The organism is Dietzia sp. IN118, assembly GCF_032905965.1.
In the GTDB taxonomy this organism is placed as follows: domain Bacteria; phylum Actinomycetota; class Actinomycetes; order Mycobacteriales; family Mycobacteriaceae; genus Dietzia; species Dietzia kunjamensis.
The window spans coordinates 2,591,384-2,615,621 of the sequence record NZ_JAUMSR010000001.1 but is presented as its reverse complement, the minus strand read 5'-3'; the positions used below and the strand labels follow the sequence as shown (position 1 = coordinate 2,615,621).

Genomic DNA, 24,238 nt, shown 5'->3' with positions numbered 1-24,238 from the left:
CCAGTCAGTGGTTGTACTGGTGTAAGAGTGTAGGCCGTGACATAGGCAAATCCGTGTCACATCAAGGCTGAGACTTGATGCATACCCGTTGTGGGGAATTCAGTGATCCTATGCTGCCGAGAAAAGCCTCTAGTGAGTTCATACACGGCCCGTACCCCAAACCGACACAGGTGATCAGGTAGAGAATACCAAGGCGATCGAGAGAACTGTGGTTAAGGAACTCGGCAAAATGCCCCCGTAACTTCGGGAGAAGGGGGACCACGCCCGGTGACGATCCTTGCGATCTGAGCTGGGGGTGGTCGCAGAGACCAGAGAGAAGCGACTGTTTACTAAAAACACAGGTCCGTGCGAAGACGTAAGTCGATGTATACGGACTGACGCCTGCCCGGTGCTGGAAGGTTAAGAGGACCGGTTAGCCGCAAGGCGAAGCTGAGAATTTAAGCCCCAGTAAACGGCGGTGGTAACTATAACCATCCTAAGGTAGCGAAATTCCTTGTCGGGTAAGTTCCGACCTGCACGAATGGCGTAACGACTTCTCTGCTGTCTCGACCACAGACTCGGCGAAATTGCACTACGAGTAAAGATGCTCGTTACGCGCGGCAGGACGAAAAGACCCCGGGACCTTTACTATAGCTTGGTATTGGCGTTCGATTCGGTTTGTGTAGGATAGGTGGGAGACTGTGAAGCATGCACGCCAGTGTGTGTGGAGTCGTTGTTGAAATACCACTCTGATCGTATTGGACGTCTAACCTCGGCCCATGATCTGGGTTAGGGACAGTGCCTGGTGGGTAGTTTAACTGGGGCGGTTGCCTCCTAAAGAGTAACGGAGGCGCCCAAAGGTTCCCTCAGCCTGGATGGCAATCAGGTGTTGAGTGCAAGTGCACAAGGGAGCTTGACTGTGAGACTGACACGTCGAGCAGGGACGAAAGTCGGGACTAGTGATCCGGCACCGGCAAGTGGAAGCGGTGTCGCTCAACGGATAAAAGGTACCCCGGGGATAACAGGCTGATCTTCCCCAAGAGTCCATATCGACGGGATGGTTTGGCACCTCGATGTCGGCTCGTCGCATCCTGGGGCTGGAGTAGGTCCCAAGGGTTGGGCTGTTCGCCCATTAAAGCGGCACGCGAGCTGGGTTTAGAACGTCGTGAGACAGTTCGGTCTCTATCCGCCGCGCGCGTAAGAAACTTGAGGAAGGCTGTCCCTAGTACGAGAGGACCGGGACGGACGAACCTCTGGTGTGCCAGTTGTTCCACCAGGAGCATCGCTGGTTAGCTACGTTCGGAAGGGATAACCGCTGAAAGCATCTAAGCGGGAAGCCTGTTCCAAGATGAGGTTTCTCACCACCTTCGCGTGGTTAAGGCCCCCCACAGACCATGGGGTTGATAGGCCGGAACTGGAAGCGCAGCAATGCGTGCAGGTGACCGGTACTAATCGGCCGAGGGCTTACACACAAACAGCCCCTAAAGAATCGCAACGCGTCCACTGTGCAGTATCTGAAACAACACACCCACGCAAAAACACGTGGGCCTTGTTTCACAGAGTTACGGCGGCCATAGCGGCAGGGAAACGCCCGGTCCCATTCCGAACCCGGAAGCTAAGCCTGCCAGCGCCGATGGTACTGCACTCGTGAGGGTGTGGGAGAGTAGGTCACCGCCGAACACAACTTCACACGAGAGCCCCGAACCACCCACACAGGTGACTCGGGGCTCTCGTCATTCCACCCACAACACCCCGACCACCAGCCCGGCCCTCACCCCACCCGACCGCCGGCAGCACCCATCACCCGACGCGCCAACAACGAACCCCGCAACTGCTCCACACCCACCACCTCACCACCGGGACCCGACAACGGCACCCGCCAATTCGGATACTCATCCGACGTCCCCGGAACATTCACCGCACGGCGATCACCCACGAGATCCGCCACCGACACGGCGAACAACAGCGACGGCGACTCGGCCACGAATCGATGCAGTGCCACGACCAGATCATCGGGGGAGTCCCCGTCGAGCAGGCCACGCTCCCGCACGACAGCAGTGAAGGCCGAGATCTCGGCCTCGGCACCACGACGTTCCTCGGCGCTGTCGCCCGTCAACTGTCCCAACTCCTCGCGGATATCCACATGGACGAGGTCGGCGTAGCCGGCGGTCGGCGGGAGATCATGGGTCGTCACCGACGCCATACACAGCCGTCGATAGTCCTCAGGCGGGATCGGGGCGTCCTCGTCCTGCTCGAACCACATCACGGACGTGCCCAGGATCCCGAGCTCGGACAGCGTCTCGCGGACCCCCGGGGCCACCGTTCCCAGGTCCTCGCCCACCACGACCGCGCCGGCCCGTGACGCCTCGAGTGCGAGAACTCCGAGCATCGCCTCGTGGTCATAGTGGACATATGTGCCCTCGGTCGGAGCCGCGCCCCGGGGAATCCACCACAGCCGGAACAGGCCGAGGATGTGATCGATCCGGACGCCGCCTGAATCCCGCAATGCCGCGCGGACGATGTCGCGGAAGGGACGGTAGCCCTCCTCGGCGAGGGCGTCCGGACGGAGCGGCGGCTGCGACCAGTCCTGACCGCGTTGGTTATAGGCGTCCGGGGGAGCACCCACCGAGACCCCACGGGCCAGTGAATGGTGGAGCGACCACGCATCGGCGCCCGTGGGATGGACCCCCACCGCCAGATCGTGCAGGACCCCGAGACGCATCCCCGCGGCAAGGGCCTCGCGCTGGGCGTGCGCCCGCTGCTCCGCGACCAACCACTGCAACCACAGGTGGAAACGGATCTCTTCCGGATTCTCGTCGGCGTAACCCGCGACGGCCTCCGAGCCCGGATCCCGGAGTTCCTCCGGCCAGGTGGACCAGTCGGGGCCGTGGTCACCGGCCAGCGCGGACCACGTGGCGAAGCCCAGAATCCCGGGCTGCTCATCGACGAACCGGTCGAACGAGTCGGCCCGGGCGCGAGCCAGCGGGACCATGAACAGGATGCGCAACGCCTCGAGCTTCGCGGTCCACGAACTGTCGCGATCGATCGTGTCCACAGTGTTGGTCGCAGCCGCGGTGCGGGCCAGGTCATCCACGCGACGGCGGTCGGCGACTGACAGGGCGGAGTACTCCGGCACGAGCTCGGGGCGCAGGTACAGGGGGGAGGCGAACCGGCGGGTCGTCGGGAGATAGGGCGACGGACCGACCGGCACGAACGGCTCACCCGCATGCATGGGGTTGACCAGGACGAAGTCCGCGCCGAAGTCGCGGCTCGCCCACCCGGCGAGGTCCCCGAGGTCGGCCAGATCGCCGACGCCCCAGGATTGTTCCGACCGGACCTGATAGATCTGTGCCGCCAACCCGACTGCACGGTGCTCCTCGAGTCCGGCGGGCACGGGGATCGCGCGGGGATGGACTAGCAGGGTGCACTCACTGGAGTGGCGGGTGCCGTCCGGGGCTCGGACCACTGCGGTGACGCGATGCCATCCGACGGGCAGATCATCGGGGACCGCCAGAGTGACCCGCTCCATCGCCACCCCGTCGACATCCCGGGCGATCCGGGGTTCGTCGAGGGGGAGCAACGTCGACGGCACGTCGGCGTCCTCGAGAAGGACCTCGACATTCACGATCGCGCCGCGCGGGACGTGGACCGGGCACCCGATGGCGGTGCCCTCACGCGCCACCAGCGTCGGTGGCAGCACACGTCGCCAGGGGCGCAGACGAACAGCACCGAGTGCCTCACGTTCGGAGACGCCGCCCTCGTCGTCGTCGTCGTCGCCGCCGACCTCGACGCCCATCGCGGCGAGCACCGCGCGCAGGGTCGAGGCCGGGACCTCGCGACGGACGCCGTCGGCGTCCTCGTAACTCGATGCGACGCCGCAGACATCGGCGAGCTCGGCCAGGGCAGGGGATACGGCGTGGTTCTCGGTCACGGGACCCACTGTGCCACCGGAGCGAGCCCAGTGAGTCTCGTGCAGAAACGGACCGCAGTCCGAACCGTCCGGTGGGCACAGCGTAGTGTGAAGCGGAACACGTATCAGCTCGCCCAGAGAAAGGCCGTGGACCACCCATGACCGAGGCATTCATCTACGACGCCATCCGGACTCCGCGAGGCAAGGGCAAGCCTGGCGGCGCCCTGCACGGGGTCAAGCCGATCGACCTGGTCGTCGGCCTCATCGAGGAGATGCGGCGTCGCTTCCCCGATCTCGACGAGAACCGGATCTCCGACATCATCTACGGGATCGTCACCCCGACGGGGGATCAGGGCATGGACCTGCCGCGGATCGCCGCGCTGGCCGCCAAGATGCCCGACACCGTCGCGGGTGTGCAGATCAACCGTTTCTGTGCCTCCGGTCTGACCACGATCAACATGGCAGCGCAGAAGATCCGTTCCGGGTGGGACGAGGTCGTCCTCGCCGGTGGTGTCGAGTCGATGTCCCGGGCGCCGATGGGCTCCGACGGCGGCGCCTGGGCTCTGGACCCGGCCACCAACTACGACACCTACTTCTCCCCGCAGGGGATCGGCGCCGACCTCATCGCCACCCTCGAGGGGTTCACCCGCGAGGACGTGGACCGCTACGCCGAGCGCTCGCAGCGCCTGGCCGCCCGCGCATGGGAAGAGGGGCGCTTCGCCAAGTCCGTCGTGCCCGTCAAGGACATCAACGGCGTCACCATCCTCGACCATGATGAGCACATGCGCCCGGGCACCACCGTCGAGGCCCTGGCCAAGCTCAAGCCGTCCTTCGCCATGGTCGGCGACATGGGCGGATTCGACGCGGTGGCACTGCAGAAGTACCACTGGGTCGAGGAGATCAACCACGTCCACCACGGTGGCAACTCGTCCGGCATCGTCGACGGCGCCGCACTCGTGGTCGTCGGATCGGAGAAGGCCGGGCAGGAGATGGGCATGACCCCGCGCGCCCGCGTCGTCGCCGCGGCCACCTCCGGTGCCGACACCACCATCATGCTGACCGGGCCCACCCCGGCGGCCAAGAAGGCGCTCGCCACCGCCGGCCTGACCCCCGACGACATCGACCTGTGGGAGCTCAACGAGGCCTTCGCCTCCGTCGTGCTGCGCTTCCAGAAGGACATGAACATCCCCGACGAGAAGCTCAACGTCAACGGCGGCGCCATCGCCATGGGGCACCCGCTCGGCGCGACCGGCGCGATGATCACCGGCACGGTGCTCGACGAGCTCGAGCGCACCGGCGGCAAACGAGCCCTCATCACCCTCTGCGTGGGTGGCGGCATGGGCGTGGCCACCATCATCGAACGCGTCTGACCCGCACCGACACCACAGGCATAGGAGTAGAAAACCAGTGAGCGAAAACATGTTCCGGTGGGAGCAGGACGGCGACGGCATCGTCACCCTCACCATGGACGACCCCGACCACGGCGCCAACACGATGAACGCCCGGTTCATCGACGACTTCTCCGCCACCGTCGACCGCATCGAGGCCGAGAAGGAGTCCATCAAGGGCGTTGTGCTGACGTCCGCCAAGAAGAGCTTCTTCGGCGGCGGCGACCTCAAGTCCATGATCAAGGCCGGTCCCGACCAGGCCGACGAGCTCTTCGAGCGGTCCATGAGCATCAAGGGCCGCATGCGCGCTCTTGAAACCTGCGGCGTTCCGGTCGTGGCCGCCCTCAACGGCGCGGCCCTGGGCGGTGGCCTCGAGCTCGCGCTCGCCTGCCACCACCGCGTCATGGCCGACGCCCGCGGCGCCAAGGTCGGCCTGCCCGAGGTCACCCTCGGGCTGCTGCCGGGCGGCGGCGGCATCGTCCGCACCGTCCGCATGTTCGGCCTCGCGCAGGCCGTGCCCAACATTCTCATGTCCGGCCGGTCCTTCGCCCCGGACAAGGCTCTCAAGGCCGGCCTGGTCGACGAGGTCGTCGAGCCCGAGAAGCTCCTCGACGCAGCCAAGGCCTGGATCAAGACCGACCCCGAGGCGAGCCAGCCGTGGGACCGCAAGGGCTGGACCCTGCCCGGCGGCACCATCAGTGACCCGGCGCTGGCCGGCGTCCTGCCGTCGTTCCCGGCGAACATGCGCAAGCAGACCAAGGGCGCACCCTCCCCGGCACCGCGCGCCATCATGGCCGCCGCCGTAGAGGGCTCGCAGGTCGACTTCGCCACCGCCGAGAAGATCGAAGCACGCTACTTCGTGTCCCTCGTCACCGGCCCCATCGCGAAGAACATGATCCAGGCGTTCTTCTTCGACATGCAGCACTGCTCCTCGGGCGGGGCCCGGCCCAAGGCCGCCGACGGCTCGGAGATCCCGCGCACCCAGTTCACGAAGGTCGGTGTCCTCGGCGCCGGCATGATGGGCGCCGGCATCGCGTACGTGTGCGCGAAGGCCGGCATCGAGGTCGTGCTCAAGGACGTCGAGCAGGCCTCCGCCGACAAGGGCAAGGCGTACTCGGAGAGCATCGAGGCCAAGGCCCTCGAGCGCGGTCGCACCACGCAGGAGAAGTCCGACGCCCTGCTCGCCCGCATCACCCCCACGACAGACCCGCAGGCCCTGGCGGGGTGCGACCTCGTGATCGAGGCCGTCTTCGAGTCGCCCGAGCTGAAGAAGAAGGTGTTCCAGGAGATCGAGGACATCGTCGCCCCCGACGCGCTGCTCGGCTCCAACACCTCGACCCTGCCGATCACCGACCTCGCCACGGGCGTCAAGCGGCCCGAGGACTTCATCGGCCTGCACTTCTTCTCGCCCGTCGACAAGATGCAGCTGGTCGAGATCATCAAGGGTGACAAGACCACCCCGGAGACGCTGGCCAAGGCGATCGACCTCACGCTGGCCATTCGCAAGATCCCGATCGTGGTCAACGACTCGCGTGGCTTCTACACCTCACGGGTCATCGGCACGTTCGTCAACGAGGCGATCGGGATGCTGGCCGAGGGCATCGAGCCCGCCACCATCGAGCAGGCCGGCCGCATCGCCGGCTACCCGGCGGCCCCGCTGCAGCTGTCCGACGAGCTGAACCTCAACCTCATGGTCAAGATCCGTCAGGCGACCCGCGACGCCGCAGAGGCCGCTGGTGAGGAGTTCGTCCCCGACGCCGTCGACCAGGTGATCCTCAAGATGGTCGAAGAGCTCGAGCGTTCCGGCCGCGCCGCCGGCGCCGGGTTCTACGAGTACGCCGACGGCAAGCGCGCCGGATTGTGGTCGGGTCTCCGCGAGGCGTTCAACACCTCCCCGGACAACGCACCCCCGCTCCAGGATCTCATCGATCGCATGATCTTCGCAGAGGTCCTCGAGACGCAGAAGTGCGTCGACGAGGGCGTGATCGTCGACGACGCGGACGCCAATATCGGCTCCATAATCGGCATCGGATTCCCGGCGTGGACCGGCGGCACCCGCCAGTACGCCAAGAACTACTCCGAGCCGGGGGCCAAGATCGCCACCGGGTACAAGGGTTTCGTCACCCGTGCCGACGAGCTGGCCGCCAAGTACGGTGAGCGCTTCTCGCCCACCGAGTCGCTGAAGAAGCTGGCAGCCGAGCAGGGCTGACCTCCTCCCACACGGCCCGTACGGCGGTCGTCCCGGGGATACCGGGGCGGCCGCCGTACGAGCATCCCGGCGCGTGCGAACGCCTCTCGGTGTCGCGGAACGTGTGCACCACCTCGCGCGGGAGGGCGTTCGTGGCCGTTGTCCCCATGGCCGATTCGCAGAAAGGGAACGCGAGATGTCTGGGCTGATCACAGCGGACGATCTGCACAGTGGATATCGGATCCGACTCGGGGAGATGACCCTCTCGGAGGAGGAGATCGTCGACTTCGCGTCCGAGTGGGATCCCCAGTGGTTCCACACGGACCCGGCCGCCGCTGCGACCGGGCACCACGGAGGCGTGATCGCCAGCGGCATCCACACCCTGGCGATCCTCCAGAAGCTCAGCGTGGAGGCGTTCTACTCACGGTCGGCCGTGATCGCCGGGCGCGGATTCGACCGCCTGCGCTTCACCGCCCCGGTGCGTCCGGGCGCCACGCTGAGTGGCACGGCCACCGTGACCGAGGTGAGCCTCGACGAGGCGAGGGGGCGGGTTGGGATGGACATCGAGATGCACGATCAGGACGCGCGGACCGTCCTCACCGCCACGATGACGGTGTTCCTGTGGCGCCGCGGCCACGGTGGCGCCGCCGGCGGGTGACGGCGGGGCCGGACCCGAACCCGATCCGCGCGAGCGCGTGGAATCCGGCGTCAGCCGCGCTCTGCGGCGACCCGGCCCATCCGCACGAACGCCTCGGTGAGCAGCTCTGCGGAGCAGGCGAAGTTCGCCCGGGCGAAGCCCTCGCCCTCCGTGCCGAACGCCGGCCCGGGGCTCAGCGCCACCCGGCCCTCGTCGAGGAACGCCGCGGCCGGGTCGTCGCCCAGACCCGGGTAGCCGCGCAGGTCGATCCACGCCACGAACCCGGCGTCGGGCCGACGCCACCGCGCGCGGGGAAGGTGCTCGGCCAGCAGCTGCTCCATCAGATCGAGGTTCGACGCGAGCGCGGCACGCAGCTCATCGAGCCACTCCAGTGACCCGGTCAACGCGGCCTCCGCGGCCAGTGCCCCGAAGTGCCCCACGGCGCCCGACAGCGCCGAGCGCCGGACGTGGAACCGCTCCGGGTTGCCGTTGATCACGAACGCGCACTTGAGTCCGGCGAGGTTGAACGCCTTGGACGCCGACGAGATGGCCAGCCCCACCTCGCGCGCGGTGTCGGAGGCGGCCAGGAACGAGTGGAACTCCACGCCCGGCATGGCCAGGGGCGCCCAGATCTCGTCGGAGACCACCACGGCGTCATGCCGCGCGGCCAGGTCGGCGAGCTCGGCCAACTCTGCCTGGCCGTGAAGGACGCCCGTGGGGTTGTGCGGGTGACTGAGCAGCACGGCCCGGGCCCCATCGGCCAACGCCTGCTCGATGCCCGCCAGGTCCAGGCGCGGGTCCTCGCCGTCGTGGTCGACCAGGGGCACCGCGACCGGCGTCATCCCCACGCGCCGGATCCACGGTCCGAACGGCATGTACACCGGCGGCGTGTACACCACGCCGCTCCCGGCCGGGACGGTGCGGGCGAGGGACTCCCGCACGCCCACGCCGACGTCATTGACCGGCACCACCGAGTCCTCCGGCACGTCGTACCCGAAGCGCGAGTAGTACCGTGCGCACACCTCGGACAGGCGCTCGATCTCGGCGAAGTAGCCGGTGTCGCCGTCCGCCACCGCGGCGGCGAGGCGCTCCCGGATCGCCGGGGCGAGCAGGACGTCGGTCTCGGCCACGAACAGGGGAAGGACGTCCTCGGGATAGGCCACCCACTTCTGGCTCCGCCGTCTACGCAGCTCGGACTCGGGGACATCCAGGGGGAACGGCACGGCGGCGGATCCTTTCGCAGCGGGTTCGACCGTCCCAGGTTACTCAGCTGCCGGGCACGAACCCCGGGTGCACCCACACGTCGAAGTCCCGGGAGTCGGCGCCGAACGGGGAGAGCGGCATCAGCGAGACCCACGTGGTGGTGGTCGAGCCGGGGATGGTGCCGGCGGGGACTCCGATACCACCCGACGTGGTGGGCCATCCTCGCTCGTAGGCCAGGTCGTAGGCGCCCCGGACGCTCCCGTCGGCCGCGGACCCCGTCGATCCGGTGATCACGTCCGAGAGCACCGTGATGCGGTGGAGCCGGTGCGGCGTCCCCGAGGGGTCGCGTTGCCAACAGTCCGATCCCTGGGACACGTAGTTCGAGCACCAGATCTCCGTGTCCGTGCCGAACGGGGAGAGCACGCGCATGGGTGCTCCGTTCGGGGCCCAGAACTGCGGATCCGACGGCGCGACGGCGTAGGGCCAGTACGAGAGCTCGGCCCATCCGAACGGGCCGTCGGTGGCGGGTGGGAACGGGCGGTCGGCGGGCCAGGCGGGATCATCGAGTGACTGGGCGAGGGCGGCGGGCGCGGTCGCGAGGGGGCCGAGCAGCGGCGTGGCCAGGAGGACCGCGGCGAGAGCGACGCGGCGGAGTTGTGTGACGGTGCGTGACATGGACCCAGTCGACCACGCGAGCGGCACCCTCACAGGCCGAACCGCCAGACGTGAGTACACCGTGACGGGACCGTCACGACGGGTAGCGCAGGGGAAACAGCGGATTCCTACCGTTGCGTGGCACAGGGCGCCGGCGGGGCGCCCGCTACCGGGGAGAGGTGAAGCGATGACGCGCTCGCACGTGATCGAGGACTGGGATCCGGAGGACACGGCCCAGTGGGAGTCCGGAGGCCGGCGCACCGCGATGCGCAATCTGTACTGGTCGGTGTTCGCCGAGCACGTGGGGTTCTCGGTGTGGACCCTGTTCGCGGTGATGGTGCTGTTCATGCCTGCGGACGTCTACGGCCTGGACGCGCCGGACAAGTTCCTCGTCTCCGCGGTGGTGACCCTCACCGGCGCGTTCCTGCGCATCCCCTACACGCTGGCCACCGCGACGTTCGGCGGCCGCAACTGGACCATGTTCTCCGCGTTCGTGCTGCTCATCCCGGCGGGGGCGATGCTGTGGATCATGGCCAATCCCGGGCAGCCGCTGTGGCTGTACCTGGTGGTGGGCGCCCTCGCGGGCCTGGGCGGCGCCAACTTCGCCTCGTCCATGACCAACATCAACGCCTTCTTCCCGCAGCGCATGAAGGGCTGGGCGCTGGGCCTCAACGCGGGCGGCGGCAACCTGGGCGTGGCCACCATCCAGGTGGTGGGGCTCGTGGTGATCGCCGCGGCCGGAAACCGCTCGCCGCACTGGGTGATCGCGGTGTACCTGGTCCTGCTGGTGGTCGCGGGCATCGGCGCGGCATGCAAGATGGACAACCTCGAACACCACACCGTGGACGTGACGAGCATGCGCGACGTGGCAGGCGACCGCGACGGCTGGGTGCTGTCCCTGCTCTACATCGGTACCTTCGGCTCGTTCATCGGGTTCAGCTTCGCCTTCGGGCAGATGCTCACCATGACCTTCACCGGTAACGGGCAGTCCCCGGCCGACGCCGCTCTCCACGCCGCGCAGATCACGTTCCTCGGCCCGCTGCTGGGCTCGTTGACCCGCATGCTGGGCGGCCGCCTGTCCGACCGCTTCGGCGGTGCCCGGGTCACCCTGGTGACCTTCCTCGGCATGGCCGCGACGACGGTGGCGCTGATCGTCACCTCGAGCATGCAGGCGGCCGACGGCGGCCGACTGTCGGGCGGCGCGCTGGTGTTGTTCTTCGCGGCGTTCCTCACCCTGTTCGCGCTCACCGGAATGGGCAACGCCTCGGTCTACAAGATGATCCCCACCGTCTACGAGGCCCGTAGCCGCGGCCTGGACCTGCCGGAGGCCGCCCGGGCGGCGTGGTCGCGCGCGCATTCGGGCGCCCTCATCGGGGTCGCCGGCGCGGTCGGCGCGTTCGGCGGGTTCCTCATCAACATGACCCTGCGCAGCTCCTACCAGTCATCGGGGTCCGCGACCTGGGCGTTCGTGGCGTTCACGGTCTTCTACGTGGTGGCGGCGCTCGTCACGCGGGCGGTGTACCTCCGGCGTCCGACCGCCGCGCCGACGGGGGCCGGGGCCGCGGCATCCCGCACCGCGTCGGAACAGGGCCGGGCCGCACGTCCGGTGCCGGCCGCGCGCTGACCGACGGGGACGAGGGGACGACGACGACGAGGAGAGCACCATGACGACCGTTCGCAGCAGCCCTGAGGTGCCGAACCTGACGACGGTGCCCGAGCCCGTTGAGGCGGGCCCCGGCGGGGACCGGCCCACCCACACGCACTGCCCGTACTGCGCCCTGCAGTGCGCGATGACGGTGACGCCGGCGGCGGACCCGGCCGAGGCGGTCGAGGTGGCGCCCGCGTGGTTCCCCACCAACCGTGGCGGGCTGTGCCGTAAGGGGTGGACGTCGGGAGAGCTGCTCGATCACCCGGGCCGACTCACCACCCCGCTCATCCGTCACGACGGGCGATTGGAGCCGTGCGACTGGGACACCGCCCTGGACCGCGTGACCGAGGGGATCCGCCGTGCGCAGGCCGCGGGCGGGCCCGACGGTGTGGCCGTGTTCGGCGGGGGCGGCCTGACCAACGAGAAGGCCTACCAGCTGGGCAAGTTCACCCGGCTCGCGCTGGGCAGCCGGCTCATCGACTACAACGGCCGCTGGTGCATGTCCAGCGCCGCGGCGGCCGCGAACCGCAGCTTCGGCCTCGACCGCGGACTGCCGTTCCCCGTCACCGACCTCGCCGACGCCCGGGCCGTGATGCTCATCGGTGCCAACCCCGCCGACACCATGCCTCCGTTCCTCCAGCACCTCGACACGGCAGCACGCGCCGGCGGGCTCGTGGTGGCCGACCCCCGGCTCACCGCGACCGCGCGGCGCGCCCTCGACGGGGGCGGTGTGCACCTGCGACTGCGCCCCGGCACGGACGCGGCACTCGCGCTGGGACTGCTGCACCTCGTCGTCGTCACCGGCGCGGTCGACACGCGGTACATCGCCGAGCGCACCAGCGGGTTCTCCGACGCGTGGGCGCACGCCGCCGCCTGGCTCCCCGACCGCACCGAGCGCGTCACCGGCGTCTCGGTCGCCCACCTCGAGCGGGCGGTCGCCCTGCTCGCCCGCGCGCGTGACGCCGGGGCGGGGTCGTACATCCTCACCGCCCGGGGCGCCGAGCAGCACGCCGACGGCACCGCCGTGGTGGGCGCCGCCATCGCGCTCGCCCTGGCGCTGGGACTGCCGGGACGTCCGGGGAGCGGCTACGGCACCCTCACCGGGCAGGGCAACGGGCAGGGCGGCCGCGAGCACGGGCAGAAGGCCGACCAGCTGCCCGGGTACCGGATGATCACCGACCCCGCCGCCCGCGCGCACGTCGCCGGGGTGTGGGGAGTGGACCCGGAGCAGATCCCCGGGCCGGGTCTGTCGGCGTTCGAACTACTCGACTCGCTCGGCGGGCCGGGCGGGCCCACCGCGATGCTGCTCCACGCTTCCAACCCGGTGGTCTCCGCGCCCGACGCCGACCGGGTGGCCGAGCGGCTACGCGCGCTGGACACGCTGGTCGTGGCCGACTTCGTCCTCTCGGAGACCGCCGCGCTGGCCGACGTCGTCCTGCCCGTGCCCCAGTGGGCGGAGGAGGAGGGCACGCTCACCAGTCTCGAGGGCCGGGTGTTGCGGCGACGCCTGTCCGTCACCCCGCCCGCCGGCGTGCGCGACGAACTGTGGATCTGGCACGAACTCGCCCGCCGCCTGGACCGCGGACCCGAGCGGTTCCCGCCCGACGCGCGAGCGGTGTTCGGCGAGCTCGCCCGCGCCTCCGCCGGCGGCAAGGCCGACTACTCGGCGATCGACTGGGACCGACTCGACGCCGGCGAGGCACTCCACTGGCCGTGCGGCGCCGACTCGCCGGACGGCACGCCCCGCCTGTTCCTCGACCGCTTCGCCACGCCCGACGGCCGCGCCCGGTTCGTCGTGGACGAACCGCGCGCACCCGCCGAACCACCCGACGCCCAGTTCCCGCTGCTCGGCACCACCGGCCGCCTGCTCGCGCACTACCAGTCGGGCGCCCAGACCCGGCGGGTCGCCGAGCTCGCCGGCGCCGAACCGGACATGTGGGTGCAGGTCCACCCCGTCGTGGCACGCGCGGCCGGCCTGGTCGACGGCGAAGCGGCGCGCGTCGTGTCGCGGCGGGGCGCGGTCGAGGCCGTGATCCGCTGCGACGAGGACATGCGCACCGACACCGTATTCCTGCCGTTCCACTTCCCGGGCGACGGCCGGGCCAACCTGCTCACCCTGCCGGAGCTCGACCCGCACAGTCGGATGCCCGAGTTCAAGGTGTGCGCGGTCCGGCTGGAGGCGGCATGAGCGCGCGCCGCGTCGTCGTGGTGGGCGCCGGGATGGCCGCAGCCCGACTCGCGGAGGAACTGCGCGTCGGCGAGCCGGACCCGGAGCGGTTGTCGGTGACCGTGCTGGGCGCGGAACCGGAGGAACCGTACAACCGGATCATGCTGTCCCACGCCGTCGCGGCCCGGCCGGTCGCCGCCCCCGACGCGCCTGCAGCGGCCCCGCCGGTCGTCGCGCCTGCGGCGGCCCCCGCAGCCCCCGCCGCCGTCGCGCCCGCGCCGGTTTCCCGACTCAAACCCGTCGGGTGGTGGGAGCGTCACCACATCACGGTCCGGACTTCTACACCTGTCGCGGCGATCGACCGCGCCTGCCGCGAGGTGGAGCTCGCCGACGGCGAACGCATCGGCTACGACCACCTGGTCCTGGCCACGGGAGCCGCACCCCGCATCCCGCCCGTCGACGGCATCCGCGGCCCGGGCCGTGGTCTGGCGCCCGGCGCGTTCACCCTCCGGGATGCCGCGGGTCAACGAGAACTGACCGCTCATCTCGCCGCACACCCCGGCCCGGTCGCGGTCGTCGGTGCGGGCTTCATCGGCCTGGAGATCGCCTGCGCACTCGCCGGGGCGGGGCACGACGTCGTCGTCGTCCACCCCCGCGACCGGCCCATGAACGGGTGCCTCGACGCCGGCGCCGGCGCCGTACTGGTCCGCGCCCTCGCCGCGCTCGGGGTGCGGGTGCTCACCGGCGTACGCGCCACGAGGTGGGACGGCGTCACCCTGACGCTCGACGACGGCGAGGTGCGCTGCCGGACCGTCGTACTCACCGCCGGGTCCGCGCCCCGGACAGACCTCGCACGCGACGCCGGGCTGGAGGTGGGCCACGGCGTGGTCGTCGACGACGAGCTGACCACCAGCGATCCCGCCATCTCCGCGATCGGCGACTGCGCGCAGCACCGGGGCGTCGTCAGCGGACTGGTCGCACCCGCCTGGGACCAGGCCGTGGCGCTGGCCGCCCGGCTCAGCGGCGCGGACCCGCAGGCGAGATACCTCGGGGGCGCGGAAGTGACCAGGCTCAAGGCCCACGGGCTCGACGTGGTCGCCCTGGGCTCCCTCGCGGCCGACGTCTACGGATCACGGTGCCCCGACACCGGTGCGCCCATCGAGGTCACGACCCTGAGCGAACCCGCCCGCGGCCGGTATGCGCGCGTCGACGTGGCGGGGGGCCGCGTGGTGGGAGCCGCGCTGATCGGACACCCGGAGCCGGTCGGGATGCTCACGCAGCTGTTCGAGAACGCTCTTCCCGTGCCGGACGACGTCGTGTCGGTGGTGCTGGGACGTGCCGAGGCGGTGGCCGCACAGACCCCGTCGACGATGCCGGCCGCGGCGGTGGTCTGCCGCTGCAACGGTGTGAGCAAGGGGGACCTGGTCGCGGCCTGGGCCGACGGGGCACGCGACAACGATGCCCTGGCGCAGCGGACCCGCGCCGGGACGGGCTGCGGTGGGTGCTCGTCGGCGGTCGACGGGATATGTGGATGGCTACAGGAGGCGGGATGACGGGGGACGCGCGGGCACGGGACGCGGCGGCGGGGGCGTGCGGTGCTGCGGCGGGGGCGGACGAGGCGGTGGAGGGAAACCTGCCGGACACACGCCTCGTTCATGATGGGGGAGTGACCGATTCCGACGTGACCACCTCCGAACCCGATCTCCCGCTGCTCGGACGCACTGTCGCCGTCACCGCCGCCCGGCGGGCCTCCGAACAACGGACCCTCCTCGAGCGGCGCGGGGCCACCGTCCTGCACGCCCCGGCGATGCACATGATCCCCATCGCCGAGGACACGGTGGTGCGCGAGGCCACCGGGCGCCTGCTCGACGCGCCCGCCGACCTCATGGTGCTCACGACCGCGGCCGGCGTGCGCTGGTGGATGCAGGTGTGCGAGGAATGGGGCCTGGCCGACGACCTGCTCGAGCTGATGGGCGCGGTCCCGCTGTACTCCCGCGGACCCAAGACCACCGGCGCGATCCGTGCCGCCGGCCTGCGCGAGCACGCCTCGGCCAAGAGCGAGGCCAGCCCGGAGCTGCTGGAGATGCTGCTCGAGCGCGGCGTCGAGGGCCTGACGATCGGCGTCCAGATCCAGGGCGCCGGCTCCGGGTGGAACCCGATGTCCGTGCTGCTCGACGGTCTGCGCGAGGCGGGTGCCGACGTGATCGAGGTGCCCGTCTACCGCTGGGAGCTGCCCGACGATCTCGCGGCACTCGACGATCTGGTGCGGACCATCGCGGCGCAGGGCGTCGACGGCGTGACCTTCACCGCGGCCCCGGCGGTGGTGGCGGTGCTCAAGCGTGCCGAGGCACTGGGCGTGTTCGACGACCTGCTCGAGGCGCTGGACGGGCCCGTCGCCGCGCTGTGCGTGGGGCCGGTGACCGCGGCGCCGCTGGCCGAGCTCGGTGTGCCGTTCACCAGCCCGGACCGGATGCGGCTGGGGTCACTCATGCGGCACACCACCGACGAGCTCGCCGCCCGGACCGCGCCGATCGAGGTCGCCGGGCACGAGCTCACCGTGTGTGCGGCGGCCGCACTGGTCGACGGCAAACCGGTGGAACTCACCCCGGCCCAGCTCGCGCTGCTGCGGGCCCTCGCCCGGCGCCCCGGGGCCTGCGTGAGCCGCGATGACCTGCTCGCGGCTCTCCCCGGAGACGGCACCGACCTGCACGCCGTCGAGACCGCGATGGGTCGCCTGCGGCGCGCGCTCGGCGTTCCCGACCTCGTCACGACCGTCGTCAAGCGCGGGTACCGACTCAGCATCTAAAGGCGCCGCCGGCCCTGCGAACTCCTCGACCTATGCGCCCTGAATGGTCCGAACCCGCAGCGTAACCCGCCTGTGAATGTGCATTCTGCCATCGCACGCCAGCGGGGCGGGGCACGCAGACGGGGCAGCGCACGCAGAAGGGGCAGCGCACGCAGAAGGGGCAGCGCACCCGCGAGTGGGTGCGCTGCCCCTGGTTCGGGCCGGGCCGGGCCGGCGGCGCGCAGGGCCTGGGGACTACGCCGCGATCACGCGGGCATGCCGGACGGCGGGCTGGGTAGCCACGAACACCGTGCCATCGGCGGCGACCCGGGCGGGGAACACCGAGAGTCCGTGCGAGGGGTCGTCGAGGCCGCGACCGTCGGCGAGCGCATAGGCCTGCTTGCCGATCGGTGAGATCACCGCGGGTTCGCCGGCGCGGTCGCCCACCAGGCCGCGGCTCATCACGGCGGCCCGGGCGACGGGGTCGATGTTGCAGAGGGCGCGGACCTCGTCGTCGTCGATCTTGTAGACCGCCACCTGGCGGCCGTCGGGCAGCAGGGCGGCGACCCCACGCCCCGGGATGAGGCGGCCGACCGGGCAGACGGCGATCTCGGCGGGGCGCGCGGCGCCCGATGCGGGAGCGGGGCGGGTGGCGGTGAACAGCTGGGTGGTGGTCATGACGGATCTCCTCCTGGTGGGCGGAACTGGTGAGCGGAAGTCGTGGGCGGAAGTAGTGGGCGGAGCTGGTGAGCAGGAGTCGTGGGCGGGGTGGCCGGCAGAGCTGGCCGGTGTCCGGCGCGGGACCGTCAGACGCGGGCCGGCATGGACGGCGAACCGAGCAGGACCGGCACCTTGCGGCCGTCGCGCTCCTCGAACTGCACGGTGGGGTCGGGCGCCTCGGGGGCGTTGATGAAGGAGACGAACCGGCCGAGCTTGTCGGGGTCGTCCAGGACGGCCGCCCACTCGTCCACGTACCCCTCGACATGCGATTCCATCCGGCCCTCGAGCTCGGCCGCGAGCCCCAGTGAGTCGGAGCAGACGACCTCACGAAGGTGGTCGATGCCGCCTTCGAGCGACTCCAGCCACGGTGCGATCCGCTGCAGGCGCTCGGCGGTGCGGACGTAGAACATCACCGTGCGGTCGATGTAGCGGATGAGCTGGTCGTCGGTGAGATCCCCGGCCAGCAGCTGGGCATGCCGCGGGGTCGCGCCACCATTGCCACCGACGTAGAGGTTCCAGCCGGTCTCGGTGGCGATCACCCCGACGTCCTTGCCGCGCGCCTCGGCGCACTCGCGGGCACAGCCGGAGACGCCCATCTTGATCTTGTGCGGCGCCCGCAACCCGCGGAACCGGGTCTCGAGCAGGACCGCCATCCCCACGGAGTCCTGCTGACCATAGCGGCACCACGAGGTACCCACGCAGCTTTTCACCGTGCGCAGCGACTTGCCGTAGGCGTGACCGGACTCCATGCCCGCGTCGACCAGGCGTCGCCAGATCTGCGGCAACTCCTCCACACGCGCGCCGAAGAGATCGATCCGTTGGCCGCCGGTGACCTTGACGTACAGGTCGTGGTCGCGTGCGATCTCGCCGATCACGATGAGCTGATCGGCCGTGACCTCCCCGCCGGGCATCCGCGGGACCACCGAATAGGTGCCGTTCTTCTGGATGTTGGCCAGGAAGTGGTCGTTGGTGTCCTGCAGCGAGGCCTGCTCGCCGTCGAGAACATGGTCGGAGCTGGTCGAGGCGAGGATCGAGGCGACGGTGGGCTTGCAGATGTCGCAGCCGGAGCCGCGGCCGAAGCGCCCGATCAGGCCGGAGAAGGTCCGGATCCCGGTGACGGTGACGATCTCGAACAGCTCCGAGCGGGACTGGTCGAAGTGCTCGCACAGTGCCGTGGACTGCTCGACGCCCTCGGCCTCGAGCACCTGACGCATGAGCGGCAGGCACGACCCACACGAGGTGCCGGCGCGGGTGCACGCCTTGAGTGCCGGGACGTCGCACGCCCCGCCGCAGATCGCGTCGCGCAGCGTGCCCTTGGTGACGGCGTTGCAGGAACAGATCTGGGCGTCGTCGGGCAGCGACTCGACGCCGACACCCCCGCCGTCCGCCGCGGCGCCGGGAGTGATGAGGGACAGGGGATTGGACGACGGCAAGGTGCGCCCGAGCAGCGGCTTGAGCAGCTGGTACGGGCCCGCGTCCCCGACGAACACCCCGCCGAGCAGGGTCAGGGCGTCGTCGCTGAGGACGAGTTTGGAGTAGGTGCGCGTGACGGGGTCGTCCACCACCAACTCGAGGCAGCCGGGCGTGCGCCCGTGGGCGTCGCCGAAGCTGGCCACGTCGACCCCCATGAGCTTGAGTTTGGTGGCGAGGTCGGCGCCGGTGAACTCGGCGTCGGCGCCCGGACCGTCGCCCAGCCGGGCGGCGACCACCTCGGCGGAGGCGTACCCGGGTCCGACCAGGCCGTAGCAGGTGCCCTCGATGGCCGCGCACTCGCCGATCGCGAACACGTGCGGGTCCGAGGTGCGGCACGCCCGGTCGGTCAGCACGCCGCCCCGCTCGGCCAGCGCCAACCCGGCCCCGCGGGCGAGCTCGTCACGGGGGCGCACACCGACGGAGAACACCACGACCGCTGCCTCGACCGCGGTCGTCTCGCCGTCGTCGCCGGTCAGGGTCACCCGGACCCCGCCGTCACCGTCCGCACCGTCGCGCGGTTCGATCACCGTGTCGGTCACGCTCAGGTGCACCTCGATGCCACGGTCGCGGATGAGGTCGCCCAGCAGCGCGCCGCCCCGACCGTCGACCTGGACGGGCATGAGCCGGTCGTTGCGCTCCACGACGTGCGGGGTCAGCCCGATCAGGCTCAACGCATTGGCGGCCTCGATGCCGAGCAGCCCGCCGCCGATCACGACGCCGTGCGCGCCGGGCCCTGCGGTCTCGGCGGCCGCGCGGATCGCGTCGAGGTCGTCGAGGGTGCGGTAGACATGGCAGCCGGGCAGGTCGTGACCGGGCACGGGCGGGACGAACGCGCGTGAGCCGGTGGCCAGGACCAGCGTGTCGTAGGAGATGAACTCGCCGGAGTCGAGTTCGACCTGCCGCGCGGATCGGTCGATCGCCGTGACGAGGTGTCCCGAGCGGACGGTGACCCTCGGGTCGGCGGAGTGGCGGGCGTCCTCGAGGTGCAGGGCCGCACGTTCCCAGGCGCCGACATAGGCCGAGAGGCCCACGCGGTCGTACGCGGGGTCGGGTTCCTCGCCGATCACCGTGACGGCCAGGTCGGTGTCGGCGTACCGCGAGCCGAGGGTGGAGACGAATCGGTGGGAGACCATCCCGTGCCCGACGACGACGATGTGCTCAGTCATTCCTGGACCTCCTTCGAGCCTGTACCGATCAGGCTAGGAAGGCGGTGTTGCGGAACTGTGGCGTCGGATCACGGTCCCGTGACGCTTAGTTCACAGGGGGCCCGGCGGCGGGTGAGGCCGCGGACGGGCTACGGGTCCGGGCGTGCCGAGGGCGCGCGGATGCCGGGAACCGGGTGAGGGCGGTCGCTTGCGCAGATGCCGGGGGAGGGGGGGCCGCTCAGTCGAGGGGGAGCAGGCTCGTCGGCGTGGCCGAGACCTCGTCCACCCGGTCGAGGTTCTGGCGCACCCGCTCCCACTCGCCGGAGGGGATCTCCTTCTCGAGTCGGCGCAGGACGGCCTTGTCGGAGGTCGCCCATGCGACGGGCATGGGTGAGATGAACTGGTACAGGTTGTCGCCGCCGCGGGCGCTGCGGTTGCCGACCACGGCCACGCACGGCACGCGCTCGCCCACGCGAACGTCGTGACCCGGGAGCTTCTCGCAGCTGCGGACGGCCAGCGCGGGGAGCTTTCCGGCGGAGCGGTCGACGGCACGGTCGACCAGCGCCAGGAGGGTCAGCCCGCGGGGGCGCACCTCGGCGATGATGGCCGGGACGAGTTCCGAGGTGGCGTAGGTGCGCTGCATCGAGCCCATTTTGCGCGGGATGTACCCGATCATCGCCAGGCATCCGAGAGCGAAGACCCCGGCCAGCGCGGCGACGATCCAGGCCCAGGCCTCGAAGCCGGAGTAGATGAGCAGGCCCACGGCCGCGGCCAGGACGAGCACACCGAGGATGCCCGCGGACCACTGCAGCCGCCGCACCTCGGCGAGGCTCTCGTTGTGCTTGCGGACCCAGGCGTCGTCGACGGGGATGTCGGCGAGGCGGTACTGCTCGTGCGGGGCGCGGGGGGTGCGATCGGCGGCCATGGGTCCAGTATCCCAGGAACCGTCCGGACCGGACCCGCGGGTGGCCGCCGGCGTCAGCCGACCTCGGGGATCGGCGGCCCCAGCAGGTCGTCGGCGTCGATGATCCGGTAGGCGTACCCCTGCTCGGCGAGGAACCGCTGCCGGTGCGCGGCGTACTCGGCGTCGAGGGTGTCGCGCGAGACCACCGAGTAGAAGTGTGCCTGGCCACCGTCGTGCTTGGGCCGCAGCAGCCGGCCCAGCCGCTGCGCCTCCTCCTGCCGGGAGCCGAACGTCCCCGACACCTGCACGGCCACACTGGCCTCGGGCAGGTCGATCGAGAAGTTGGCGACCTTGGACACCACGAGCGTGGAGATCTCCCCGGCGCGGAACGCGTTGAAGAGCTTCTCACGCTCTTTGTTGGAGGTGGAGCCCTGGATGACCGGGGCGTCGAGCTCGTCGCCGAGCTCCTCGAGTTGGTCGAGGTAGGCACCGATCACCAGGGTCGGGGCGCCGGCGTGCTTGGCGAGGATGCTCTTGACCACAGGGATCTTGGTCCGTGCGGTCGAGCACAGCTTGTACTTGTCCTCCGCCTCGGCGGTGGCGTAGAGCATCCGTTCGTTCTCCGTGAGCGTCACCCGTACCTCGACGCAGTCGGCCGGGGCGATCCAGCCCTGCGCCTCGATGTCCTTCCACGGGGCGTCGTACCGCTTGGGTCCGATGAGGGAGAAGACGTCACCCTCTCGGCCGTCCTCGCGCACCAGGGTGGCGGTGAGCCCGAGCCGGCGCCGGGACTGCAGGTCCGCGGTCATCCGGAACACCGGCGCGGGCAGCAGGTGCACCTCGTCGTAGATCATCAACCCCCAGTCGCGGGAGTCGAACAGCTCCAACGCCCGGTGGACGCCCTTGGTCTTGCGGGTGACCACCTGGTACGTGGCGATGGTGACCGGGCGGATCTCCTTGCGCTCGCCGGAGTACTCGCCGATCTCGTCCTCGGTCAGCGTGGTGCGGGCCAACAGCTCCCGCTTCCACTGCCGACCGGCGACGGTGTTGGTCACCAGGATGAGCGTGGTGGCCTTGGCCTTGGCCATCGCGGCCGCCCCGACCATCGTCTTGCCCGCGCCGCAGGGCAGCACGACGACACCCGAGCCGCCCGCCCAGAACGAGTCGGCGGCCATCTGCTGGTAGTCGCGCAGCTCCCAGGGCTCGGTCTCGGTGGACAGGTCGATGTCGTGGGCCTCGCCGTCGACGTACCCGGCCAGATCGTCGGCGGGCCAGCCCACCTTGAGCAGCTCCTGCTTGAGGCGGCCGCGCTCGGACGGGTGCACCACGACGGTGTCGGTGTCGATGTCGGCGCCGAGCATCGGGGCGATCTTCTTGTGGCGTTTGACCTCGGCGAGCACTGCGGAGTCCAGGGAGACCAGGGTCAGTCCGTGGACCGGGCTCTTGACCAACTGGAGCCGGCCGTAGCGGGCCATGGTCTCGGCGATGTCCACCAGCAGCGGCTGCGGGACGGGGAAGCGGGAGAAGTTGACCAGCACGTCGACCACCTGCTCGGCGTCGTGGCCGGCGGCCCGGGCGTTCCACAGCGCCAGCGGCGTGATCCGGTAGGTGTGGACGTGCTCGGGGGCGCGCTCCAGCTCGGCGAACGGGGCCAGCGCCTGGCGCGCGTCGTTCGCCTGATCGTGGTCGATCTCCAGCAGCACGGTCTTGTCCGACTGGACGATCAGCGGTCCACCACTCACTCCGGCCCTCCTCGGGGTCTCACCGGACCCGCGTGGGTCCGACCCTTCATTGTCCAGGAATCCGGGTCAGCGGGTCGGGTCGACGTCGGAGACGGAGATCACGCGGTGCAGCGGCAGGGTGACGGGCTCGGCGGAATCGGGCTCGATCCCCTCGATCCGACCCCCGCCGACGGAGGCCGGCACGAGCAGTCGCGCGGTGGACCGGCCCTGGGCGTCGACGACCGAGACGGTGACGGCGGTGCCCGTGCTCGCCGCGTCGTGCAGGCGGGCGATGGCGGCCTCGCCGGTGTACGCGCCCCCTGAAGTACCCCGCGCCGAGCGCACCCGGTCGGCCGAGCGCATCGCCGCGACGGCCGCCCGCAGTTCGGAGGGGGTGGCCGTGCGCGTGGGGAAGCGGGGCGCGCGGGTGATGCGGCTCTCCCGGACACGGGCCACCGGCCGGGTCAGGGCGACGACGGCGCCGGTCGTGTCCTCGACGACGGGGGAGAACCCGTGCTCGCGCAGGGCCTCCACCAGGTCCAACGGCCGGGCCTGGGAGATGAGGACGGTCGGCGCGACGGTCCGCAGTGCGCAGTTCTCGGCCACCGGGGAGCTGAGGACCTGGGCGACCAGCGACGGGTCGTCGCACCGGACGAAGGACAGGGCGGTACCCACCCGCAGCCGACCGTGACGACGGGCCACGTCCTCGATGAGGTAGTCCAGCGACTGCGGGACGGGGGTGACGGAGGTCCGGGCGAGCAGGTCCCGGATCCCCGCCGCCGTGCGCCCGGCGTCGAGTGCGCGACGCACGGAGGTCTCGGTGACGCGGTAGGTGGTGGCGGCGCCGGCCGACTCGACGTCGGCCAGGAGCGCGAACTCCGCGGCGAGCTCGGGCACGAGCGGGCCGGGGGCGAGGATCGTCAGGTCGGCCTGGACGATGACCTCCGAGACCGGGTCTGGCAGGGCGGCGACGAGGACCGGTTCGAGGTCCTCGACGCCGGGGGCGGGGGTGCCGTCATGGGTGGTGGCGGTGTGGGTGGCGGCTCCGGCGACGGGTGCGTGGGTGTCGCCGGCGAGGGCCCTGGCCGCGCTGGTGGCGGTGGTCCCGACGACGAGTCCCATCAGACGCGCCTCCGCCACGGTCTCGGCCACGGGCCGGGAACCCGCACGCGAGAACCACACCGGCGAGGACCAGCGCACCACCTCCGTCAGCAGAGTGGCGTCGGGCTCCGCTGCGGGGTCCAGGGCGGCCAGCGCCTTCAGGACCCGGATCCGTTCGGTGGGTCCGGGCGGGCCGATGGGCTCACCCAATGCGGGCACGGTGCCGCCGCCCTCGATCTCGGACCCGACCCGCCACGGCGTCCGCGGCATGGACCACCACGCGAGGACGAGCTCGGCCCAGCGGCGTGCGGGTTCGCGGGCCGACCACACGTCGGCGGCCTCGGTGGGCGCCCACACCGAGTCGAAGGCCACGTCGCCGACGTCGGCGTCGCCGACCGCGATGAGTCCCGCGGCCGCGAGGACCTCGAGCAGCAGGGGGAGCTCGCGCTCGACGAGGCCGGAGGCGCGGGCCACCCGCCGCAGTTCGCGCACCCCGACACCGCCGGCCTTGAGGGTGGCGGCCGGGGCGGTCGACAGGGCGGAGAGGACCGAGTCGCAGCGGTGCAGCAGCTCGAGGGCCGCGACGCCGCCGGAGGCGTCGACCCGGCCCGCCCC

Annotated in this window: 15 protein-coding genes and 2 rRNA genes (1 of these 17 only partly in view); 9 read left to right on the top strand and 8 right to left on the bottom strand. The window is 70.7% G+C overall.

Features of this window, described 5'->3' with window-relative positions; all coding sequences use genetic code 11:
- Both Q2K20_RS12515 and rrf read left to right on the top strand, forming a co-directional pair.
- Positions 1-1,451, top strand: a 23S ribosomal RNA gene (locus Q2K20_RS12515); it begins 1,655 nt to the left of the window's first position.
- A gap of 91 nt (positions 1,452-1,542) precedes the next feature.
- Positions 1,543-1,659 (top strand): 5S ribosomal RNA (gene rrf, locus Q2K20_RS12510).
- Positions 1,660-1,750: 91 nt separating this feature from the next.
- Here rrf and malQ read toward each other — a convergent pair.
- On the bottom strand, positions 1,751-3,910 hold the full coding sequence (gene malQ / locus Q2K20_RS12505) for a 4-alpha-glucanotransferase (RefSeq protein ID WP_269502462.1): 2,160 nt from the start codon (positions 3,908-3,910) through the stop codon (positions 1,751-1,753).
- A gap of 137 nt (positions 3,911-4,047) precedes the next feature.
- On the opposite strand from malQ, the gene Q2K20_RS12500 reads away from it, so the two are divergent.
- The 3 genes from Q2K20_RS12500 to Q2K20_RS12490 all read left to right on the top strand — a co-directional run bounded on the left by Q2K20_RS12500 (position 4,048) and on the right by Q2K20_RS12490 (position 8,123).
- Positions 4,048-5,259, top strand: coding sequence for an acetyl-CoA C-acetyltransferase (locus tag Q2K20_RS12500; protein WP_096905959.1), 1,212 nt, complete (start codon positions 4,048-4,050; stop codon positions 5,257-5,259).
- A gap of 49 nt (positions 5,260-5,308) precedes the next feature.
- Entirely contained in the window at positions 5,309-7,486 is a 2,178-nt protein-coding gene (locus tag Q2K20_RS12495) for a 3-hydroxyacyl-CoA dehydrogenase NAD-binding domain-containing protein (RefSeq protein WP_187700147.1), read from the top strand.
- A gap of 175 nt (positions 7,487-7,661) precedes the next feature.
- Entirely contained in the window at positions 7,662-8,123 is a 462-nt protein-coding gene (locus tag Q2K20_RS12490; RefSeq protein WP_119193401.1) for a MaoC/PaaZ C-terminal domain-containing protein, read from the top strand.
- A gap of 50 nt (positions 8,124-8,173) precedes the next feature.
- Here the strand turns inward: Q2K20_RS12490 and Q2K20_RS12485 are convergent, their stop codons facing one another.
- Positions 8,174-9,325, bottom strand: a complete 1,152-nt coding sequence (locus Q2K20_RS12485) for a MalY/PatB family protein (RefSeq protein ID WP_269502453.1) — start codon at positions 9,323-9,325, stop codon at positions 8,174-8,176.
- 43 nt (positions 9,326-9,368) lie between these two features.
- Entirely contained in the window at positions 9,369-9,980 is a 612-nt protein-coding gene (locus Q2K20_RS12480) for a hypothetical protein (RefSeq protein WP_163376597.1), read from the bottom strand.
- 166 nt (positions 9,981-10,146) lie between these two features.
- Here Q2K20_RS12480 and Q2K20_RS12475 point away from each other — a divergent pair, with 166 nt between their 5' ends.
- From Q2K20_RS12475 to Q2K20_RS12460, 4 genes are all read left to right on the top strand, one after another.
- Complete coding sequence (locus Q2K20_RS12475; RefSeq protein ID WP_269502450.1) at positions 10,147-11,583, top strand: nitrate/nitrite transporter; 1,437 nt, start codon at positions 10,147-10,149, stop codon at positions 11,581-11,583.
- 40 nt (positions 11,584-11,623) lie between these two features.
- Complete coding sequence (locus Q2K20_RS12470) at positions 11,624-13,795, top strand: molybdopterin oxidoreductase family protein (RefSeq protein WP_269502447.1); 2,172 nt, start codon at positions 11,624-11,626, stop codon at positions 13,793-13,795.
- A complete protein-coding gene (locus Q2K20_RS12465; protein ID WP_269502445.1) occupies positions 13,792-15,327 on the top strand; it encodes an FAD-dependent oxidoreductase in 1,536 nt (511 codons plus the stop codon). The genes Q2K20_RS12470 and Q2K20_RS12465 overlap by 4 nt, the downstream gene beginning before the upstream one ends.
- Before the next feature lie 128 nt (positions 15,328-15,455).
- A complete protein-coding gene (locus Q2K20_RS12460) occupies positions 15,456-16,580 on the top strand; it encodes a uroporphyrinogen-III synthase (protein WP_317176946.1) in 1,125 nt (374 codons plus the stop codon).
- A gap of 234 nt (positions 16,581-16,814) precedes the next feature.
- On the opposite strand, the gene nirD is transcribed toward Q2K20_RS12460, so the two are convergent.
- The 5 genes from nirD to Q2K20_RS12435 form a co-directional block, all read right to left on the bottom strand.
- Positions 16,815-17,237, bottom strand: coding sequence for a nitrite reductase small subunit NirD (nirD, locus tag Q2K20_RS12455; RefSeq protein ID WP_096905950.1), 423 nt, complete (start codon positions 17,235-17,237; stop codon positions 16,815-16,817).
- 128 nt (positions 17,238-17,365) lie between these two features.
- On the bottom strand, positions 17,366-19,918 hold the full coding sequence (gene nirB, locus Q2K20_RS12450) for a nitrite reductase large subunit NirB (protein WP_317176826.1): 2,553 nt from the start codon (positions 19,916-19,918) through the stop codon (positions 17,366-17,368).
- A gap of 217 nt (positions 19,919-20,135) precedes the next feature.
- The gene (locus Q2K20_RS12445) at positions 20,136-20,822 is read right to left on the bottom strand and encodes a DUF3239 domain-containing protein (protein ID WP_069390400.1); all 687 of its coding nucleotides are present in this window, start codon (positions 20,820-20,822) and stop codon (positions 20,136-20,138) included.
- A gap of 53 nt (positions 20,823-20,875) precedes the next feature.
- Complete coding sequence (locus tag Q2K20_RS12440) at positions 20,876-22,543, bottom strand: DNA repair helicase XPB (RefSeq protein WP_069390399.1); 1,668 nt, start codon at positions 22,541-22,543, stop codon at positions 20,876-20,878.
- Between the two features lie 66 nt (positions 22,544-22,609).
- Positions 22,610-24,238, bottom strand: a 1,629-nt coding sequence (locus tag Q2K20_RS12435) for a helicase-associated domain-containing protein (RefSeq protein WP_317176825.1), incomplete at its 5' end; no start/stop codon positions are given.

What these genes read in the sequence shown, in the direction of transcription:
- Q2K20_RS12500 (WP_096905959.1), top strand. Translation starts at nt 4,048, where the DNA reads ATGACCGAGGCATTCATCTACGACGCCATCCGGACTCCGCGAGGCAAG.
- Q2K20_RS12495 (WP_187700147.1), top strand. Translation starts at nt 5,309, where the DNA reads ATGTTCCGGTGGGAGCAGGACGGCGACGGCATCGTCACCCTCACCATG.
- Q2K20_RS12490 (WP_119193401.1), top strand. Translation starts at nt 7,662, where the DNA reads ATGTCTGGGCTGATCACAGCGGACGATCTGCACAGTGGATATCGGATC.
- Q2K20_RS12480 (WP_163376597.1), bottom strand. Translation starts at nt 9,980, where the DNA reads ATGTCACGCACCGTCACACAACTCCGCCGCGTCGCTCTCGCCGCGGTC.
- Q2K20_RS12475 (WP_269502450.1), top strand. Translation starts at nt 10,147, where the DNA reads ATGACGCGCTCGCACGTGATCGAGGACTGGGATCCGGAGGACACGGCC.
- Q2K20_RS12470 (WP_269502447.1), top strand. Translation starts at nt 11,624, where the DNA reads ATGACGACCGTTCGCAGCAGCCCTGAGGTGCCGAACCTGACGACGGTG.
- Q2K20_RS12465 (WP_269502445.1), top strand. Translation starts at nt 13,792, where the DNA reads ATGAGCGCGCGCCGCGTCGTCGTGGTGGGCGCCGGGATGGCCGCAGCC.
- nirD (WP_096905950.1), bottom strand. Translation starts at nt 17,237, where the DNA reads ATGACCACCACCCAGCTGTTCACCGCCACCCGCCCCGCTCCCGCATCG.
- nirB (WP_317176826.1), bottom strand. Translation starts at nt 19,918, where the DNA reads ATGACTGAGCACATCGTCGTCGTCGGGCACGGGATGGTCTCCCACCGA.
- Q2K20_RS12445 (WP_069390400.1), bottom strand. Translation starts at nt 20,822, where the DNA reads ATGGCCGCCGATCGCACCCCCCGCGCCCCGCACGAGCAGTACCGCCTC.